Raw genomic sequence first — 21,470 nt, 5'->3', positions numbered from 1 at the left:
CCGTTGGTCCGGTCCCTACCGCCATATCGGGTGGCGACAGAGTGTCGCGGCCCGCCAGTTCCACATGGAAACCGCGAACACACTGCCACAGATTGACGAGGCGCCAGAGGCCACGCCACGCTTCAGTGTAGAGCGCCTTCGCAGCAGGCTGATTACCCGGATCCGGGAGTTCAGCTCGCAGAACAAGTCGAATATCTGCGTCTGATCCTGCCCACTCCGTCGGAGATATCTGTTTGCATGCCAAATATAGGTCAAGCGCTCCAGCCCCAACATGATCCGTCAGCCCCGGCGTGAGAAGGAACTGGCGCCCTTCTTCCGTAAGGGAGGCCTGCCGCGGCAGTTGATCGAGCGGCCGCCCGGTCGCAACGAATCCCCTGGTCAGGATCGACCGGCTCGGAGCGGCATCGTCCCTTACGCCTTCCAGAAGGTGCCAGAACCCTTCGAGGGAGCTTTCGACCTGGAGTGCGCGGACGCTTTCGATGTGAGTCGCGAAGCCCGGGAAGGTGCAGACCCTAGCGAGTCGTCCGACCTTTTCCACGTTGAGCGCCGGTTCCGCGAGTGGATTGAGATAGGCTCGGTTTTGTGCATCTAGGTCTGCCCAGGCGAGGGTCCAGACCCGGACCTGACCGGACCGGATCATCTCGATCCGGTCTAGAAGATCTTGGGCGACTGTGTCCGCGTGATATTCGAGGCCATCCATTTCGAGCACGACAGGCAAGGCACCGGCTTGGCCCGCCGGTGTAAAGAGAAAGTCGATCCGTTTTCGAGGGAGGTTCTTGAAACGGGCATCGATCTGCACTTGGGGTTCGATCGTCCAGAGCCGGGGCCGGTCCTTGGGACCAGCGCGCAGCACGAAGCCGCGGCGCCCACCTGAGAGGACTTGAGGGGTCAGCGCATCGTTCCCATACCGGTCGGCAAGGGAGTTCAGGAGCCGCTTCTCGAGGGCACTCTCCACCATGGCACCCCGGATCGACTCGTCGATCCCAGTCTCCGTCCGGTTGAGGCTATCCCACTTCTGCAGGATCGTTTCCATCATCTGACGTGCACGATCCCGATCAGGTTCGCCGGGCCCGAACTGGGATCGGTAGGGCTTCACGCAACGGAAACAGCCGTTTCGGTCTGGTTCCTGGTTACAAGGACAGTCCCGAAGCGCCTCAGCCGCGCGACTGATCACCGCCCGCATCGTGTCAGGGTGCTCTCCGACCTGTCTCAGATACCCGGACCCGCCTGGGACAGCATCATAGAGGTAGAGGCTGCGGACGGTGGTCATCCCGTCGAGCTGGGCGGCAAAGATCGTGGAGCGGAGATGGTCGACCTTCCCCGCGAAATGTCTGCGCATCCCGAGGTTGATCGCAGCGACGAAGCTCTTCAGATCATCATCATCGGCCTCACCAACGACCGGGATCACGATCCGGATCGCTTCAGTATCGAAGTTCCGCATCAGAAAGACGCCGGTCTCCCATTTCTCGCGGGCGAGTGCCGTTTCGCGGATGACCTTGCAGCTCGGTGGGTGGGTTCCGCGATCTGCTTCATCTTTCGCCGGCTTTTGGAGCGTGCCGCAATGGCGGCAGATCAGGAACGGCTGCGCCGGTCGTTTTTCGCCGGCGATTTTAGGCCCTGGAAACGTGGACTTCGGGCCGAAGTTGAAATCCCGRAAGGTGCAGTGCGGCAGGAACTCGAACCCGAACGGCGCGCCATTCTCTCGACTGGTGAACCAGGAAGTGTGGATATGCTCCGGCCCGTGGAATGGCATAAGAACCCGGTCGAATTGTCTCTGGTCGCGCTGATCGCCATCCCGGATCGCCGCCTTTTCCTCGCTGTCCACCGAGATCACGGACTTGAGCTGAACGACATCATGGTTGGACCCGGAATCGGACCACATCTCATCTCCACAGCGCGGGCATGTACTGGTTTCCATGCCTTCAATCCGGTGCGCGACATGTGAGCAGGAGGGGCAGAAGGTCCAACGGCTCAGGTCTTCCTTCCCGATCTCGATCCGCTCGATCTCAACCTGTCGCCCGTTTGCATAGAAGAACTGACCCGGTGCGAACTCCGATAGGGCCGAACTGGCTGGACGCGAATACTCAACATAAAGAAGCCCATCCTCATCCTTCGATGCGGTCTTGGTCGGATCGTTTCGGCGCGAGAGGATCGAGGTGAGTTTCACGCCCTCTTCCGGGAAGGCGTAGTTTGGGAGGATCCCCTTATCGGTAAGGAACTTGATAACGGCCACATCATCGATCCCGCTGCGGATCAGCCGGTTAATCTCGGTCCGGTCACGCGCGATCTCACCCTCGCGCTTCTCGAACTCCTCATCTGTCAGCTCTGCCCGTCGTTTCCGAAGCCGATTCAGTTCTTTTGTGGCCTCTTCCCGCTTCTCTATCAGCCGCGCCTTCTCCGTGGCTGCGGCATCAAACGCCGCGCCGATCCGCCAACCAATCGACCTTTGATCGCTACTGATCAGGAAACCGCGCACCCGGTCCACGAGATCCGAGCGCGCCTGAACGGCGGGCGGAAGTCCCGCCAGAAACGCGGTCGCCAATTCATCCCCTCTGTCGTGGACCAGGTCCAGCCATTCGATAGGGAACCCCTCCGTCGCTCCGGAGGAGCGGCGCTTCAAGACATCACGCACCTTCCCGTAGTCGCCCGCCTCCGCAGTGGCCGCGACATAGGTATCGAGTGTAAAGGCTGTCACCTGGCGCAGAAGAACTTCTTCGGCCGCAAGGAAGACCCCAGGCGGGCGCACTTGGCCCGCCAGCATCGGGGTCGGATCTTCCCAGAACTGAAGGTCATGAGCTCGCGAATTGGCCAGGACAATGTTCAAGGCATTTCCGTCGCGCCGACCGCTCCGGCCCATCCGCTGCACGTAATTCGCTTCCTCAGGTGGAACCGACCCCAGAAGCAAGGTCGATAGATCCCCGATGTCGATCCCCATTTCGAGAGTCGGTGTGGCGGAAATCAGATTCGGCGCCCACCGGGTCTCATCCTTGATGAACCCGGTCTCGACACGCAATCGCTCATCGGTTTCGAGGATCCCAGTATGTTCGCGCGCGACCACCCGGTGGTTTCGGTCGGACCGAAGAGATCGGTGCAACGCCGGGCGTGGCGGAGCACCTGCCAGCGCGAAATGCCCAGTACATCCGATCTTGGTGCATGGTGATCCTGCCGCGATCCCCTCGTTCTCCGCGAGGACCGTCTCCTGCCGACCGCAGCGGTCACAAGTGAGCCCGATCGTACGGGTCGAGACCGTGACCTTGTCCGGTTCAATCAGCCACGCGTGCCGGTTCTGCCCATCCGGGCCGTTAACCCGGCGCAGGATGCTGTCGGCTTCGAGACGCTGCAGAACCATCGGATATATCGTGTCCGGGTCCGTTCCGTAGCGGAGATCCGCCACGCCGAGGGTCCGGAAGAGCCAGTCCCGATACCAGCTCACCCCCTGCGACCTCGTGATGCGCTCATACCCGAGCGGTGGATGACCCAATGTAACTGGGATTGGCGCGAGGCCGCGTCGGCTGTCTGGTATCGGAAGCGTTCCAGTCCTGCCAACACCCATTTGGATTGCTGATGCGAACCAGTTCAGACCCCGCGCGCCCGAGGCTGTTGCCACCGCACTGGCAACATAGGGGTGCGCGACGGAACCCTGGCGGCGCATACGTTGAACTACACCGAACAGGAACCGAGCGAGAAGCGCAGGGTCGATGTCGGGGGCACCAGGAAGATCGTTCCTGAGTTCGCTTGCGAGCCGCTGTGCAGAAGCGCTCAGAACATCGGCAGAGACATCAGCCGCGACCATGCCGTTCGCTTCGAGCGTATGGCTGAAATGCGACCGATAGCTCAGGTCCACGAAGTACTCCCACCCGAGGCGTAGCTTCATGTGATTTAGGAAGACTGTGTCGGTGATCGATGTTCCGTCCCGGATCAACTCTTGGTACCGACCACGCCAAGTCTGCTCTTTCGGGATGTAAAGGGCCGTAAAGGCGTCCGGTCCATGCAAATCGAGCTGCGCGGCAGGGGTTTTCTCGATCACGTCAGAGAGGCTCATCCCGTCCGTTTCAGCTTCCTGCAGGGCGGTGAAGAGGGATTTCTGATAGACCGACAGTGAGTTACGGGTCTCGGCCACCGCCGCACGATGAGCCGCGTCCTGGACGGAATCGGAGAACATGAGAAAGCGCGGTTTCGCCTCTGGCTCTTCCTCGTTCTGTGCCGAGGTGTAGAGGGTCCCTGTGATCCCAGTCGTCAGTCGGGCCGCTCGCATCCCGAAGAGGAGCAACCCGCGCGCCTGTCCACAGGCCGGACAGGACCGGTCAATACGCCCACTCGCCGCGTCCGTCGGGTCATACATCCAAACCGGTGCGGAAGGACCCGGCGCAAGGTTTTCATGATCCGACGGGGTGAATTCGATGCTTTCTGCATCGAGCAGCCCCTTCACAATCCGCACACCACCACCGGCCGCCGGGATCATTCGATCGAGCGTTTCGTGATAGAAAAGTCGGATCTTTCCACCTGCGCTCTCGTCGAAGAACTCTTCATAAAGCTGCTCGAGCGGGGCCCAGCAGGAGGTTGAATTCGGGTTCAACCGCCCGACATGGGCGGTGGCCCCACATCGGTTACAGTTCACGATCGGCAGGGAGCGGCGCAATGTGTGTCGGTCGAGATCAAGAGCATGGGACAGGCTCATCTGCGATCGCACACCGGCTGCCTCGGTTCGAGGCAGGTTAGTCACCATCCTCGACATTTCCCGGATCCAGAGCTGGAGCCGGACGTTGAATAGCGGACGTGGGCGTTCTGCTGAACCTGACCGGGCCCAAGCGACCAGCGCCACGACCAGTTCCGCGAGTGCACGATGATCGACTTCGGACCAGTCGCGAAGCACCCGGACCTGTGCGAGCCCTGCGGCGATCGCCTCGAGTGAGGCGGGGCCCTTGTGTTCGGCGATGATTTTGAGAACCCGCTGACACAGATGATGCTCCTTCAGCCGTTCACCAAGCGCGATCCGCCAGGCTTGGTCTGAAACAGCGCCATCATCAATGAAGGCCAGATCCGGATCGGTCCGGTCCGGGAATAGGGCGGTCGCGAGTCGAAGCGCCGCGTCAGCCTGATCCATTTCCTCGGCCTCGCGGAGGGCAGTGTGGATTTCCGCCGGGTCCGGCCGATCCAAATATTCCGGGTCTCCGAACACCTCGTTCGGCGTTTTCCGTGTCTCCGTCACAACCGCCCCTTCATCGAAGGGTTCGCCGAAAATGGTTTCGGCATAACGCCGTAGATCGACCTTCGCGTCTTCACCCGCGCCAAGCGTGGCCGAAGACCCCACGCAGATCAGATGACCTTTCGGAGTACTTAGACGGTGTTTCAGACGGCGCAGCAGGAGGGCGAGGTCCGCACCCTGCGCCCCGTCGAAAGTGTGCATTTCGTCGACCACCAAAAACCGCAGCGATTCCGGGTCGTTCTTCTCCCACAGCGGCTTGTCCCGACCGCGCAGAAGGAGGTAGTCGAGCATCTTGTAGTTGGTAAGCAGAATATCGGGCGGGTTCCGCCGCATCGTCTCGCGATGGGTGATCACGCTGTCCGCCGTCACCTCATGCGTAGGGTTCTGTGGCTCTGCGTCCGCATAGATGCCGGCCCGCACGCCGTCCAATGATCCGATCTCGGAGATCGCCGCCGCAATCCGGCGCGCCTGGTCGGTGGCCAGCGCGTTCATTGGGTAGATCAGGATGGCCTTGATCCCGGGCTTCCCCGTGTTCCGACGACAGTGGTCGAGGATCGGCCACAAATAGGATTCCGTCTTGCCCGACCCGGTCCCTGTCGCAACCAGCGTCGAGCGCATCGCCTCTCCGCTCAGCCGGGCAAAGGCATCCATCTGGTGCTGATAGGGCGCAAAGCGCAGTGGCACCTCGGGGAATGGTTGCTGCCAGGTGCCGTCTTCTGCCCCCTTGATCTGCCGGAACGGCATGTCGACCGAGATCCATGGACCTTTGATGAAGTTTGCTGGCTCGTCGATGAACCGCTCCACCATCCCCTCAAAAGCGGGGCTGGTGCTGTTCAGCGTGGAGTGGACGAGTTCGCGGAGGCTGTCCTGCACATGGCGGGCAAGGAGGATCGGGTTCATTCTGAAATCACTCCATAAAACCTGGACTACCGGGCATGCTGTTCAATCCGTCCAGCAGCCCGTGCGATCGCGGAATGACTTACAAATTCAATCGTTTTCTCTTTCAAGTATCCATTCAGATATTCAGCCGAGTTCGACTTCAATCCAAATCGCTTGCAGACGATGAAGGTCACCGCCTCCGCCTCGAACTCCCGAACATCGAGTTGAGGAGGCCTCCGGTCCGGCCACTTCTTTCCGTTCCCACCAAGATGCCCGAGATACACATGGGCCAATTCGTGGACGAGCGTGGTGAATTGGGCGTTCGGATTGAGGGTCGAGTTCACCCGGACGACCCATCCTGGCCCGGCGGGTTTCCCCTTGGTCGCAACAGCGCTTCCAACCGCGCGGGCGTCCCCGGCGAGGGTTGAGGCCAGGCTCACGGGTTTCACCTCGATGCGGTCTTCCTTCAGGGCGCGGCGCGCGACGCGGTCGATCAGGCCATCGCGGACCGCGACGGGCTCACCGAACACCCTCTCCAGGAGGGCATCGTCAACCGGGTCACCTGTGGTATCGGCCAGCTCATAGGCGCAGCGCACCGGACAGAACGGCCAGAGGACGACAATAGGGATCGAGGCTGGCTTCACCGTCCGCCCAATCTCCCGCCATTTGTCGGGGAAGGCGACGTAGCGCGCGCCGGGGCGCTGGAGGTCCGCGAGCATCAGGTTGAAAGGGGCCATGTGGGTCTGGCCGGCGATCCTGTTGAACAGGTCCATCCAAGGCGGGCGCGCGCCCGGTTCGCTGGCGGCGCGGTAGAGCTCGTCAATCCGGTCCGCCGTATCGCGCAGGATCGCGTCGATCCCTTCCTCAAGGGGGAGTTCGGCCTGCAGCGCGGTCATTCAGCGGCCTCCACAGATTTCAGCCGCTCGAAATGGGCCCAAGCGCGTTTGTAATCCTCGATCCGGTCGCATTGGGTGAAGGGACCGACGAAGTGGCGGGTGACCTCGCGCGGGCCGCCGGGCATCGTGTCGTCGATGGCGGTGCAGGTCAGTTCCGAGGGGTTCTCGGCGAGTATCTTGTCCCAAGCGGCGCGACCGGGGCTTTTGCCGCGCTCGTCGAGCCAGCCGACGCCGGGCAGGCCCTTGGAGCAGGTCCATACAATCCGTCCGTTCTGGTCATACCACGTGCCCGCCTCGTTCTGGCGAAGTATTGGGTAGTATGTTTTGAATACCTCTATCAATTGATCGCAAGACATACGAAGCTTCAAAGAAATCAAAACATCAAGCTCGACAAGGGCGAGCCTCCTCGCATAATCTGACACCAAGCGCAAAGTATTCGACCATCGGTCTTTTAGGCTTGGATCCGGCAAAGAGTTGTGTGAATGAGACCATCCAGACCACCTAAGATTGGGCGCAATGCTGTTCCAAAGTGGCGCGAAATCATGCAAGTGACAAAACAGCAATAGCGCGCGAGCGAGAGCATCACACTCAACCCTTTGAAAGGGCAAAGCCTGCAAGACGCTTATGTCGAGGTGACCGGGCGCGGCAGTTCTAAGGAAGAAGTCAAATGGCAACGAAACAAGTTGCGCCGCTACTGACAACGTATTTATTTGGTTCCCCACCGTGGCTACACGCACTGTGTGTAGGTGAGGAAGACCCGACGGAACAAGACCTGCTAGCAAACTTCGCTCGCCGTTTACATCAATAAAGTCTCTGGCTGCGAGTGCGTATAGAGGCATGCCATCTTCAATGAGTTCCTCTGCATTTTCGCCTGCTGCCAGTATCGTCCTAGGCTGAAGGACTTCATAGCCGAACCGTATGGAAGTCATACTGTCTATGGAGGTAGAGTCGATAGGGCTATAGTCTCGGTGTGATTTCAGATACTTGCCGGGACACTGAGAGAACGCTGAGCCAACTTTGATCATTGGCGCGGTCAATACACCCGAGCCAATATTCTTGATGAAAGTCTCCCTCTTTACGATCGCACCTTGCCTGATTGCGTCTGTTTCAACGATTGGGCGCTCTAAGGTAAAGCTGAGTTCTTCGCCTGACGCTCTCATGCCTTCAAGAGCTGCGAATAGGTCCGCGATCTTGGTAGAATAAATTTGGGGTAATTTACATGAAATAGTGCTAGAGGCTTCAATTGACGAATCCGCTAGTTTGACAAGGATGTCTTCATTCAACTTCACTATGCGGTCCAAATGTCCTCTTACCATCCACTTTCCGTTGTCATCCTTCATGGATGGAATCGGTCCAACACCATCATGAGAGAAGGACTCATCGACTTGTGATGCGTCCAAGAGCCCGCTCATATGTGTGAATTCGACGCCCTTTCTCGGCGCTCCATACACATTTAATGAGAATTCTTTCCTATTCCCCACATCTGCGAAATTCTTGCTCTTGAGCTCGTTTCGAAAGGCAAAATGCCTCCGGATTCGGGAATACCAATTTGACCTAAACTCATGGTTCTTTGGGTCAGTTAAGTGCCTGTCCTGATGCACTAGAGCAGATACACCTTCATGAGCTGCAACACGCCAAGCAATCTCCAAAAAACATGCATAGAGATTATTTGAGCCTGCGCCCAATGACGGGAATGACAGATTAGACGAGGTGAAAGTGATGCGACCATTTTCGATGGTGTAATTTCTGATGAAACTGTCAAGTTTCGGAGTCCTATCAAGTATTTCGGAAAGTGCTTCGCGGACATCTTTGGCTTTGAGACCTCTGGCGCCTATGGCCGGGTCGAAGACAGACACAACAAGTGCTTCATCAAAAGACGGCTTTGCCCAGGGCGGGTTCCCCACGACCAGGTCGAACCCGCCCCGCGCTTTCATCACATCGGCGAAGATCAGGTCGAAATGCACGAAGCGCTCGCGCTCGGCCACCTCGACCGCCACGCCGAGCCAGTCAAAGGTCTCGATCAGCGCCTCGACATTGGTTTCGCGGAACAGGTTGTTTTGCCGCTTGGCGGCCGCCTTGAACAGGTCCCGGGCAGGCGCATCTGGCTCCATCATATCCAGAAAGTCGGGGGACGGATCGGCGAACTCATCCATGCTGGGGGCGGCCAGTGATCCGTCCGGGGTGAAGCCCCCCTCCAGGATCATCGCCATGCCCTGCAGGAACTCCGCCCGGCTTGGCAACAGATCAGCCTTGTCGAGCGGCCAGAGCCAAAGCGCGCACCATGCGTCCATCGCCGTCTTGAGCCGCTTGTAGGGCAGCGTATTGGTCGCATGATCGGCCCCGATCAGGTGGGCGTTCAGCTTTTCCTTGGCGTGGAAATCGAGGCCCTTGTTGCCGGGGATGACCTTGTCCGGCCAGAGCGTGATCGCGTCATTGGCCGCAGCGCGGGTCTTGGCGAGATCGTCGGCGACCTGGTCGAACAGCGCCTCGGCGATCCGGCTGAGTTTTTGGACCAGCTTGATCTCGTGCGGTTCCAGCTTTTTGAAGAAGCCGTCCTTCCGCCACGCCTTGATCTGGTCCTGCGCGTCACCCGCGAAGGGCTTGATCGACTTGTCCTTGTCGAAGTTTGCCATGTCCTTGGCTGGCAGCAGCCACTGCCAGACGTGGTTCTCGGGCAGGCGTTTCCGCCAACCGATCTCCTCCGGCTTTGCGTTGAGCCAGAGATCCGCTTGGGTCCTGGCACTGAGCCAGGTTGGCGCATAGGAGGCGCGACGGGCGCCGATCAACGAGTTCCCGGAATGAAGCTGATCCCCGAACCACGGCGAGAAATCGCTGGCATGGAGGCTGTTCAGCCAAAGTGAGATCGCCCCCAGCTCCACGGCAATCGGGTTCAGGTCGACGCCAAAACAGTTCCGGTCGGCGATATAGGCCCGTACCTTCTGTTTCTCGACGACAACCCTGTCTTGGGGGATCGTCGTGCCAGTCTCCTTCTGCTTCCGCTCGAGGTAGAGATCGGCAAGCTGATTTGTGGTTTCGACCAGAAAGGCCGCAGAACCCATGGCCGGCTCGAGGATCTTGAGTTCAAGAAGTTCGTCTGCGGTCAGATCCCGGCACCGCTCCATCAGCGCATGCTTGACGAGGAGCCGCGCCAGGGGTTCCGGGGTGTAGTAGGACGCAGATTTTTCCCGGTCCCGGCCGGCGAGGCGGTAGATGAAGGTCCCCTTGGGATAGACCAGCGCTTCCGAACCGTTGAACACAATCTCTTCTGGCGCGAACTCACCGATCCGGCTGCGCGGCACGAACCAGCTTGGCGCGAGCGGATCGACCTTGTCGCGGCGGAACGCCTCGTCCTGTTCGGCGTCCTCATCCCCGAACAGATCTTCTTCGACGTCGTCATCCAGATCTGGCGCGTCCGCATCGTCCCCGTCCTCGGCCGCGTCGTTCGACCGCCCCTTTCGAGGTTTCAGCTCGATGAGGTCTGTCTTCGCAACGACCCCCGTGAAGGAAATTAGCGTTTCATAGACCGCACCAAGCTGACCGATCCCGAGCTTGGCATAGGAGATCCGGCCCGTGCTCTTTCCGGTGGACCGGAGCGAGAGGAGCCGGATTACCTTCTGGATCGCCTCGTTGCGCAGCATCAGCCCGTTCAGAAGCGGCGTGCTCGCCGGGTCGAGAAGAGATACCTTCACCGACGGCAAGCGCAGCCCGCTGCCCTTTTCCTCATCGGCGAGATCAAGCCCGGTGTAGAGCAGAGTCAGCGTCTGTTGGAGGCTTTCCCACAGGAAGGTCCCCTCCCGGTCCACGGTGGTGCGCAGGGGCACAGATTCCAGATCGCGTAGCGTTTCCAAGGAATAACCCGTCGCATAGATCGGGTTTTTCAGGTCCAGGAGGTTCAGTCGCGGGTTCGCCTCAGCGTAGAACAGGAAGAGGAGCCGGTACATGTAGCGCAGACACTCACGCGACAGTTCCGGTCCATCGATCCAGACGTCTTTGTTCTTCCCGCCCGTGACAGTCAGAMCTTCCTGGCCGAGGAGTTCGATGGCGTCCCGAACCGTGCGCTTCAGCGAGGTGGTGACAGCGTTGGCATTCCGCTGCGCCTCCTCTTCGAGCCGGTCCGAGATTGGTGCGCCCTGTTCCGGCACCCGGGTCTCCCGCGAGATCAGGCAGGCCATGACCGTAAGTGTGTCGCGGTCCGTGCGCGTGAAGATTTCCTGAAGATCGAAGCGTAGGACGGACCGGGCCGGCCATTTCCGCTTGTCGATCAAAACGATCTGGGAGAGCCCCAAGACCATAACATGGCGAGGTCCGTCGGCGAGCTCGAATACCCCCTCCGCCAGAACGGATTCGATCGTCCGGTCAAGAAGTGCCGCTTCGCCTGCATCGGCGGGAAACTGATCCAGCGCAAAACACGCCCCTAGCGGATCCGCCGCCTCGTCCTCGGCGTGCTGAAGGGGCGCCTCGATGATCCAGAGCGCATCCCGACCGGAAGCGTCCGCCACCCGCGAGATCAGCGGAATAACCGGTGCGCCTGCCAGCGCGGTGAACGCAGCCTCTCGTTTCCAGGCATAGCCGAGAGCGCCCAACAGGGCGTGGTGCATCTCCCGGGTCAGTTCTGTTGGGCGATCTGCGTCCGAACTGTTCCGGATCTGTCGAAGGGCTTCGATGGTCGAGGTCGCAACCCGGGACAGCCGCTCGATCGGATGGGCGGATTTTTCCAGGCCCGCCCAGCGGGCTGTGATGTCGGAAAGCTCCTCCTTCAAAACATCGGAGAGCGTCCCGGACGGGAAGAACTCGGCTTCGTTTTCAATACCGATCAGATCCATCCGCTCACCCCACAAATACCGCTTTGACATCGACATAGGGGTTGGGATCATCCACCATCAGGCGGGTCCGCTCAAACCACTCTGTCCAGTCCTTGAACAGGTCCTCGATCTTCTTCTCTTTCGCGCGCCGTATCGTTAGTCGTCTCTTTTCAAGCGCGCTGAGACCCTCGGTCGACTCCACTGCCTCGCCGAGATCGAGCGTCAACTGGACCTGGAACCGGCCCTCCAGCTCCCCGAGCCGCGTCAGGACCGCGTCAAGATCCTGCTGGATCAGGGCCGCGCGTTCTTTCCCGAGCCCGCGCAGGTGGGTCTGGAACCGGTCCACAGCGGTTTTGATCGCAGCCTGCGCAGGGCCTAGATCCTCCACCGGACGGCCGGGGGTATCCTGTGCGAGACGGACCCGGGCGATGAAGTCCGGCACCTCTTCGATACGGACATCCCCGTCCGCCCCCTGGATCACGACAGCCCACCGGTCGACAACCGGGGCACCGTTCGCGTTCGGGATCGCACCATGCATCACCACCGCGACCTCTCCCTTGAAGAGGGCACTCAGCGGCGCGACCGGAGCGGAATGCTCCGGGAAAAAGGTGCTGGCCCGGTCCGCGAACCATTCGAGGATCGGGTGACCATCCCAGAGGTATTGCACGGTCGGCCAGGACCGCTCCTGCATCTTCGCATGATCGATCGCCCGGTTGATTACCTGAGCCTGATCAGTCAATTCGATCCGGTCCCCGGCACCGACCGCCTCTTCGGGCATGAAACGACTATCGACCGCGCCTTCACTCGCGTAACCGAAACCATCTCGGGCCCGCATATCATCTGGAATCGCGATCCGGATCATCCGATCCCCCAGGGAGATGTCGGGGGCAGACGGGAAGGCACGCTCCTCGGCGCGAGACAACCGGCCGATCATTGCGGCAGCATAGCTGAAGCTATCTGGGAAGAGCCGTGGCAGCGCCGCCTCAGCAGCGGGGATCTCATCCGCCTTGGACTCGGCCGGGGCTGCGTAGTCCCCAAAGAGGGCGGCGAACTCGTCATCGAGGGACATCTGTGTCTTGGCCTCGTCCGCGCGGGCATTCATCTGGGCATCGAACGCATCCGCGCCGATCCCGGCAGCAACCGCTTCCGCGACGACAGCCTCTTCCTCGTCAGCGTCCCCTTTCCCGAGAAAGACCGCGGGGTCGCCAACCCCGGACTGGGCCGCTTCATCTTTTTCGACGAGCTTTTCAAGAACCCACATCTGCCGCACCTTCGGGTGCGTGCTCTCCCCCACAAAATAGGTAATCAGCGGTGGGCGGTCCTGACCGTAACGGTCGATCCGGCCGTTGCGCTGCTGGAATCGCAGCAGAGACCACGGCAGGTCGAAATGGATGAGCCGGTGACACTGGTAGTGCAGGTTGAGCCCCTCGGACGCCATGTCAGAGGCGATCAGGATCCGGATCGGGGACTTCTCTTGCCCGAAGGCGTCGATCACTTCCTGGGTCCGGACATCCGCTTCGACGCTTCCCCCATCCACGCGCGCCACTTGCCCCTCGGACAGGTCTAGATCAGCCTGAAGGCGCTCTGCGAGCCAGGACACGGTGGCGATGCGTTCTGAAAAGATGACGATCCTGTCCCGCGGCGCCTTTCCGGTCCAACGCAGGTCCCGCAGCATTTTGAGAAGGTCCTGATACTTCCGGAAGGCCCCCGCATCGATCGCCGCCACCTGATCTGCGAGATCGCGGAGCCGATCCCGGTCCTCTTCCGTGCCACGGGCGGTTCCGTTCTCGATCCCGCGGATGCGCCTCTCTAGAGTCTCGAGGCAGGCAGCCGGGCTCGAGAAGATCGCTTTCGCCAGCGTGGTTCGGAACAGATCAATCGCGCGTCCCCGCGTCGACTGTTCATCGAGGTCCAGATGTAACTCTGCGATCGACTGATAGGCGATTTCCTCTTCGATGCTGAGGGGGAAATTTCTGCGGATGAGTTCCCGCTTGGGGACCTGTTGACCGATATCAGCAGCGACGTTCTTATCAGACCGGAACCGCCTAACCACCAGATCTTCGATATCGGAGCGGTGCAACCGGGTCGGGTCTGGAACCCGGGTCGGGTCCAGCATCTCGATCAGGCTCGCGAAACTCTCCTGCGACCCGTCATGTGGCGTCGCGGTCAACAGAAGCAGGGAGTCGGTTCGCCGAGACAGAAGCTGCGCCAGCTCAGCCCGCTGAGAGTTTGACCCCGCCGCTGCTTTCCGCGCCGCCGCGTTATGCGCCTCGTCAATGATGATCAGGTCCCAGTACGAGTGCTTGATCGCGTCCCGGATCTGGGCGTCCCGCTTCAGCGTGTCGATCGACACGATGGACCGGTCGAACTGATCGAACACATTATAGTGGGCGGGGATCCGGTTCCGCATACGCCGGATCGCAGCGCTGTCCAAGCGCGACAGTGGGATCGAGAACCGGGTCCAGAATTCCTTCTGGAACTGGGKGAGCATCGCCCGTGTCGTGACGACGAGGATCCGGTCCGCCCGCCCGCGTAGTACAAGCTCAGAGGCAATTAGCCCTGCTTCTAGGGTTTTCCCGAGACCGACATCATCCGCGATCAGTAACCGCACCCGATCTTGGGCGAGAGCCCGTTCCACGGGCAGATGCTGAAAGGAAAGATCATCAATCGCGGCGCGACCAAGAGTGAGTGGTTGACGGGTAGTGGTTGGTGTATTTCGGAACGCGGCCTCGAGATGCAACTTGGAGTCAATCAAACCAGAAGACGCGTCTGAGACGAGCTGAATCGCCGCCGGATCCAGAATACGGGCACCCTTTTCCAGATCCCACACAAAACGAGCTTCTTTGTCTCGAACGATGCTTGACAAGCCCCGACAGTGGATCTCGCGATAACCACGTTTAAGTGCAGAGCTGCCAAGCACCTTCCAAGTGGTCGAGCGCAGATGAATGACTGAACCTGGTTGAGGTATCACACCCATTTAATCTTTTCCCAAAATAGCATTACGATTCAATAATATGATCTGCTGGTCTTGCGGGCGCCGGGCGGCGGGATCTGTATCCAATCCCAAGCGCCTCAGCGCGTAATAGAGCAGCGCGCGGCGCACCTTTATCTTCGCGCTGCCGCCACGCATCCCGTAGTCGAGGGCAATGACCTTAGCCTGCGTTTCTGACAGTTCGGGATGAGGAGCCACTTCGAGGACGACTTCTGAATTCCAGTCGAGATCATCATCGGCCGTTGTCCCGCTTTCGCGTGAGCCGCGAATCTCAATCATCCGGGAAAGAAGGAAATCCTTGAAACACTCGTCGGTTAGACAAAACGCGCGGGCGTGCCAGCGAAATCCATCGAAGGCAATCGCGTGAGGCGCAATCCAACGCCACCGCGGATCTGGGCTGGAAAGGGACTGGTATCGTATCTCTACCTCTTCGGATCGCCTTATCGCTCCCACAACGGACCGAAGCGTCACGGGGTCAACACCACGGACCGGCGTCGGCGCAGAGGCAAAGGACGGAAGATTAGCGATCCAAGAGTCTTCACGGTCAAGAATGTTTTCGGCCACGGACCGTAGCTGAGCTAGATAGCGACTGGCATCAGGTTCCAGAAATTGTGGTTGGAAAGCACTGCCTCGCACATAAGTCCGCGCACTCTTGTCGTAGACCATGTTCGCCGGAGCAAAGCCGATGTAGCGATTCAGGTCAGTGGACGCTTGGTTGACCGAGACACCGAACTGATCCATGAGGTCACTCCGGTTTACATGCCCCTCCCAGAACAAGCGGAACTCTATGAACTCGAGACGTTGCTCGACTCCCCATCGAAGTTCTGACCTGTCGTTATCCACCCTGGCCTCCCGGTATCCCAATGCGCATTGTAACTATGCGCGCCCATTTTCTGGGCCTGCGACAACCTTAGGGAGTGACACCGAGATTATCAATCGAATTTCAAGGCGTTGTCTTGGAAGTCGACCATTCAGGCGTAGATACCCCAGGGACTGGTCTTAGACAATCAAAGCCCAAAGGATCAGCTAGCTAGAACGTAAGTATCCTCGGCGATGCTTCGTCGCTGCGAGCTTCAATAGGGAGGTCACAGCATGCCCATCGTCCGGGTGCTGTTCGATTAGCATCTGCCCTCGAAACCCGATACGGCCCCATTCCCGCACAAGGCATGCGCCGCCAAACAGGTCCGGCTGAACGCTCATTCGATAGAAGCGGCGCATGTTGAGAGACGGGTCGATCCGCTTGAGATCGACCGTCGTCGGGAACACTTCCATTTGCCGCGATATGTCGAACATGTTGTTGGCGCCTCTCTCCAAACCACAATATCAAGCGCTCTTCGACGTTTCCAGAATGTTCTGTCCCGGATTGAAGTCGGGGGCTCACGCCCCCTTCTCGAACTTCATGACCGGGATGCCCAGCTTTTTGGCTTTATCGGCGAGGTTTTCCTGGATACCGGTTCCGGGGAAGACGAGGACCCCGACCGGGAGCACATCCAGCATCGCATCGTTTCGTTTGAAGGGCGCGGCCTTGGCGTGCTTGGTCCAGTCAGGCTTGAAGGCGACCTGCGTCACGCCCCGAGACTCTGCCCATTTGGCGGCGATGAGTTCTGCGCCTTTGGGGCTGCCACCGTGCAAAAGGACCATGTCTGGATACTTGGTCCGGACCTGGTCGAGCTTACCCCAGATCAGGCGGTGATCATTGAAGTCGGTCCCGCCGGTGAGGGCGACCTTGGGACCAGCGGGCAGCATCACTTCGGTCTCGGCGCGGCGCTTGGCGGCCAGGAAGTCGCGGCTGTCGATGAGCGCTGCGGTCATGTGCTGGCGGTTCACCATCGAGCCGGTGCGGGGGCGCCAGGTCGATCCCGTGTGATGGACGAACTCGGTGGCGGCGTGATCGCGCATCATGTCCATGCAGTTGCGCCGTTCAACGAGAGTCAGGCCTTCGGCCGTCAGGCGCTCGAGTTCGACGGACTTCACTTCGGAGCCGTCCTGCTCGCGCTGGAGGCGGCGCTGCGCCTGCTCGTTCTCATCGAGCGTCCGCTCGATCCGGGCCGTGGCGCGGTGGAAGAGGTTGACCTGGCCCCAGAGCACCTCTTCGAGGTCGGGTTCCATACGGGTGTCTTCCAGGGTCGCGACGAGGGCGTCGAAGATGTCGGCGACGGCGACGGCGAGGCGCTGCCCATCGGGCATCGGGCGCGGATCGGGCTCGTCAAAGGGGCGATAGCCGTAGAGCTGGAGCTCGTCGAGCGCATGGGCCGTCTGGGATGCGCTATGGGCGGGTTCATACGCGTCGTCGTGGGTATGGATCGTCATTGGTTTCTTGCCTCCGAGCCTGTCTCGTCCGCGCGTCATCCCGCGCGGCCTTCATGGGCAGACCCGAGCCGTCGGGGCGGTTGCCCCTTCACCCCGGCTTCACCGGGGCCGGAACAGCGTGGAGGAGGTCGGCAGGGAAGCTATTTGTCTCGCGATGCAAAGGCGGCTTTGCCGCCGGCGGAAATAGGTTCCCTGCCGACCTTGCAGGGGCAACCGCTTTGACGGCCTGCCCATCTCTTGAAGGCCGCTCGGGTGACGGGTGGATGCGCAAGGCCCCGGATGGGGTGAGGACGACGATCCAGAGCCACGACTGGGATGCTGCCCCCTGCCCCGCACTCCCAGACCCCCTGCGCGATGCAGCTCAGCCCAATAGGCGATGCCGATCCTCTGGCCCGATCTGACCTGCCAGATGCTGGCGCAGCGCGTCCTTGCCGTTCGCCCGAAGATCATCGTTGAAATCCCCGAGCCGCGGTTCCAGCACCCGCACGCGCACCCCGACATCGGAGGCTCTGGCGCTCAACTTCTCTGCCGCGCGCTGCCCGGCCGGATCGCGATCGATCGCGACGTAAAGGCGCTTGAGCCCCTCCGGCAACAGGACCGCCCCGAGGTGACCCGAAGAGAGTGCCGCCCAGACGGGCAGACCTGGGATTGCCTCGGACAGGGACAGCATGGTCTCGATGCCTTCGCCGACGACAAGGATGTCATCCTGCGAGGTCAGTTTGACTGCATTGCCGAGGAGGTGACCCATAGCCCGACGCTGTGGATTCACTGCCGCCTTCCCCTGTCCGTCAGGCGCCAGCCAGGTGCGATGCACGCCCTGCACGGCCCCTGCCCCATCGGTAACCGCCGCGATCATCGCCGGTCTGGGGATGCTCCGGGTCTGCCCCTCTTCTCGATGCCAGCACTTCGGATGGAAGCGCAACGCACCGTTCGTCCCGAATTGGGTGATGCCTCGGGAATGGAGGTAGGTCTCAGCAAGCGTGCCTGTGATCGGGTTCGAGGCAGCAAACAAGCGCGCCGCCGCCGCAGGAGTGCCACCGGGCGCCTTGGCCTTCCTCGGCTCTTGCCTATCCGGGACGACCGGCTGCGGACGGCCAAGATGCGCTCGGGCCTCGGCGAGAAGGTCGGGGAAGCGCGTGATCCCCGTCCGGGCGCGGATGATGTCCAGGAGATCGCCATGCTCGCCTGTGGCCCCATCCGTAAACTTGCCCGCTGCCCCTGGTCCCGACGCAGGGCCCGTCAACCGCACGAAGAGCGACCGGCCGGGGTTGTTCTGCAGATCGCCGACGATCCAGTAGGATCCTTCCCGCCGTCCGGCGGGAAGGTAGGCACGACAGACGCCTTCGGCATTTTCTGCCAGTTCGCGAACGAGGTCTTCGGTCTCGGAATACATGGGTCAACAGCCTCCGCGATCATGTAGACTTGCGACAGGACAACGTGCAAGTAGACGATCCAGTATCGCGACGCCATCGGCGTCGGTCGGGCAGAACAGTCGCAGCTTCCAGCTGATGATCTCCGAGAAGAAGCCATCGGCCTTGAGCCGATCCTTGGCTGCCTCCGAGAAGCCCGACAGTTCGATCCGGTTCGCGCCCATGACGCGCGAGCGGTGCAATTCCATCCCTTCCGACAGGCGCACCACGGTCTTGCCCTCCAGAACGAGGGCATGGACCTGCGCGGCCGAGAGCTTGGGCGCATCGGCGGCCAGCGTGGTCGCGACCCAGGCAGGCGAGACGCGGCGGCCGATGATGCGCTGCCCGTCATCGGTCTGCAGGCGGTAGACGCGGGTTTCATCCTGGGGAAGCTGCTTCCAGATCGGCAGCAGCAGACCTGCCACGATGTGCAGCGTGGCTTCGGAAAACTCCGGCACCTCGGCCAGTTCCGCAGTCCACGCCGCAGTGAAGGCCGCGCGGTCGGCCTCGAGCCAGTGGGTGTCCTCCATAACCTTGGCCGGGACCGTGCTGGCATCAAGCGGGCGGATCAGGCGCAGGCGCCGCTCGATGGTCCCATCGTCCAGCATGTGACTGGTGGCGGGAACCTGCACGGCAGCCCGGCCCGAGCGGCTGTTGACCAGAAGCCGCGCCTGCGGGTCATCAAGCCATTCGAGCGCATCGGCCAGCGAGGTAGGCGTGTTGCGGCGCTTTTCCGCGATGCTGAGAAGCTGGGTTTCCGCGCCGGAGCCGGGATGGGTGTAGATGACCTGTGCGTCGGTCACCCGGAAGCTCTCGGCACGGAGTGTCTCGAGCCCGAGATCATAGACCCCGGCGGCGATGGCGCCCTCAATTCGCTGATCGAGCAGCTCCTCGAAACCCGCGAACAGCACGGCCTGCATGTCGATCGTCAGCGCCAGCAGGCGATTGAGGAAGGTCGTGATCGGCGGCAGGTCATCCTTCAGCCCGTTGTCATCGGTCAAGCTGAGGCCAGTGACATCCTCGAAGGCCCCTAGCGAACATCCGGCCAGATCGCCGCGATAGATGCGGCGGTAAAGCTGGCGCAGGGCGTCGCGGGCGTAGGGCGACTCGAGGTTGTCTTCGGGCCGGAACAGCCCTTGCCCGCCGGTCTGGCGCTGGCCGCGCGTTATAGCGCCAAGCGTGTCGAGACGTCGCGCAATGGTCGACAGGAACCGCTTTTCAGCCTTCACATCGGTGGCGACCGGGCGGAAGAGCGGCGGCTGCGCCTGATTGGTGCGGTTGGTGCGGCCAAGCCCCTGGATCGCGGCATCGGCTTTCCAGCCGGGTTCCAAGAGGTAGTGGACGCGCAGGCGTTGGTTCTTCGCCCCGAGATCGGCGTGATAGCTGCGCCCGGTGCCGCCGGCATCCGAGAAGATCAGGATACGCTTTTCGTCATCCATGAAGGCTTGGGTCTCAGTAAGGTTCGCTGCTCCAGCCCGGTTCTCCACCACGAGCCGTGCCGAATGCCCTTCGCCCTTGCGCACGATGCGCCGTGAACGCCCGGTGAGCTCAGCCACGAGATCGGTGCCGAAGCGCTGGACGATCTGGTCGAGTGCACCCGGCACGGGCGGAAGCGAAGCCAGTTTCTCGATCAGCGCGTCACGACGCCGGACGGCTTCGCGGCACTCCACCGGTTGGCCGTCGCGCGTGACGGGGCGCGACGAGAGGTTGCCCTCGCTGTCGGTGAAAGGCTCGTAGAGCTGCACCGGGAAGGAATGGGCGAGGTAGTCCAGGACATACTCCCTGGGCGTGATGTCACAGCGGATATCGTTCCATTCGTCGGTCGGGATCTCCGACAGGCGGCGTTCCATCAGTGCCTCGCCCGTCGAGACGATCTGGATGACCGCCGCATGACCCGCAGCCAGATCTGCATCGATGGATGTGATCAGCGTGGGGGTCTTCATCGAGGTGAGCAAATGGCCGAAGAAGCGCTGCTTGGCGCTCTCGAAGGCTGACCGCGCAGCGGATTTCGCCTGGCGGTTCAGCGTGCCGCTCTCACCGGAAATGTTCGCGGCCTCCAGTGCCGCGGTCAGGTTGTTGTGAATGATGGCGAAGGCCCCGGCATAGGCATCGTAAATGCCGCGCTGCTCGGGGCTGAGCGCATGTTCGAGCATCTCGTATTCGACACCGTCATAGGACAGCGACCGCGCCGTATAGAGGCCGAGCGCCCGGAGGTCGTGGGCCAGAACCTCCATCGCCGCGACACCGCCAGCCTCAATGGCTTCGACAAACTCGGCGCGGGTAGCAAATGGAAAATCTTCCCTGCCCCAGAGACCGAGCCGTTGTGCATACGCGAGGTTGTGGACCGTCGTCGCGCCCGTGGCAGAGACATAGACCACGCGGGCATTCGGAAGTTTGTGCTGCAGGCGCAGGCCCGCCCTGCCCTGCTGCGAGGCCATGGTATCGCCGCGCTCGCCTTTGCCGCCGGCGGCATTGGCCATGGCATGGCTTTCGTCGAAGAGGATCACCCCGTCGAAATCCACCCCGAGCCAGTCGACGATCTGGTCGACGCGGGATTTCTTGGCACCCCGTTCTTCCGAGCGCAGCGTCGCATAGGTGGTGAATAGAATGCCCTCGGTAAGCGGGATGTCACGGCCTTGGGCAAAGCGCGAGAGCGGCGTGACCAGCAGGCGCTCCTGCCCGAGCGCCGACCAGTCGCGCTGCGCGTCCTCCAGAAGCTTGTCGCTCTTCGAGATCCAGAGCGCCTTGCGGCGGCCTTGGCACCAGTTGTCGAGCAGGATCCCGGCCGATTGGCGGCCCTTGCCCGCGCCGGTGCCATCGCCCAGGAAAAACCCGCGCCGAAAGCGGACGGCATCACTGGCATCATCGGGCGCGGCCGAAACCATGTCGCCGGTTTCATCGACGGTCCAAGACCCCGCGAGACGCGCGCTATGCGCCTCCCCCGCGTAGATAACGGTCTCGAGCTGCGCGTCGGAC

9 protein-coding genes are annotated in these 21,470 nt (G+C 61.3%); all 9 read right to left on the bottom strand.

Going from position 1 to position 21,470, the window contains the following annotated elements; genetic code table 11:
- The coding region (locus tag A9D60_RS19495) for a DEAD/DEAH box helicase (RefSeq protein ID WP_065269138.1) at positions 1-6,106 on the bottom strand (6,106 nt) is incomplete at its 3' end.
- Positions 6,107-6,132: 26 nt separating this feature from the next.
- Positions 6,133-6,981: a hypothetical protein gene (locus A9D60_RS19490; RefSeq protein ID WP_065269137.1), complete on the bottom strand. Its 849-nt coding sequence runs from the start codon at positions 6,979-6,981 to the stop codon at positions 6,133-6,135.
- The gene (locus tag A9D60_RS19485; RefSeq protein ID WP_065269136.1) at positions 6,978-11,804 is read right to left on the bottom strand and encodes an Eco57I restriction-modification methylase domain-containing protein; all 4,827 of its coding nucleotides are present in this window, start codon (positions 11,802-11,804) and stop codon (positions 6,978-6,980) included. The genes A9D60_RS19490 and A9D60_RS19485 overlap by 4 nt, the downstream gene beginning before the upstream one ends.
- 4 nt (positions 11,805-11,808) lie before the next feature.
- Complete coding sequence (locus A9D60_RS19480; RefSeq protein ID WP_065269135.1) at positions 11,809-14,760, bottom strand: DEAD/DEAH box helicase; 2,952 nt, start codon at positions 14,758-14,760, stop codon at positions 11,809-11,811.
- Entirely contained in the window at positions 14,761-15,618 is an 858-nt protein-coding gene (locus A9D60_RS19475) for a WYL domain-containing protein (RefSeq protein WP_065269139.1), read from the bottom strand. It lies immediately after the preceding gene.
- Positions 15,619-15,801: 183 nt separating this feature from the next.
- On the bottom strand, positions 15,802-16,068 hold the full coding sequence (locus A9D60_RS19470) for a WGR domain-containing protein (RefSeq protein ID WP_065269134.1): 267 nt from the start codon (positions 16,066-16,068) through the stop codon (positions 15,802-15,804).
- A gap of 84 nt (positions 16,069-16,152) precedes the next feature.
- A complete protein-coding gene (locus A9D60_RS19465) occupies positions 16,153-17,085 on the bottom strand; it encodes a DUF2493 domain-containing protein (RefSeq protein WP_018001764.1) in 933 nt (310 codons plus the stop codon).
- A 361-nt stretch (positions 17,086-17,446) separates the two neighbouring features.
- Positions 17,447-18,478, bottom strand: a complete 1,032-nt coding sequence (locus tag A9D60_RS19460; protein WP_065269133.1) for a DUF7146 domain-containing protein — start codon at positions 18,476-18,478, stop codon at positions 17,447-17,449.
- Between the two features lie 3 nt (positions 18,479-18,481).
- A partial coding sequence (locus A9D60_RS19455) for a strawberry notch family protein (protein ID WP_065269132.1) occupies positions 18,482-21,470 on the bottom strand: 2,989 nt, incomplete at its 5' end.

It is taken from the genome of Leisingera sp. JC1 (genome assembly GCF_001679925.1).
Taxonomy (GTDB): domain Bacteria; phylum Pseudomonadota; class Alphaproteobacteria; order Rhodobacterales; family Rhodobacteraceae; genus Leisingera.
The sequence above is the reverse complement of the archived record's forward strand: the minus strand, read 5'-3'. Positions and strand labels throughout refer to the sequence as shown.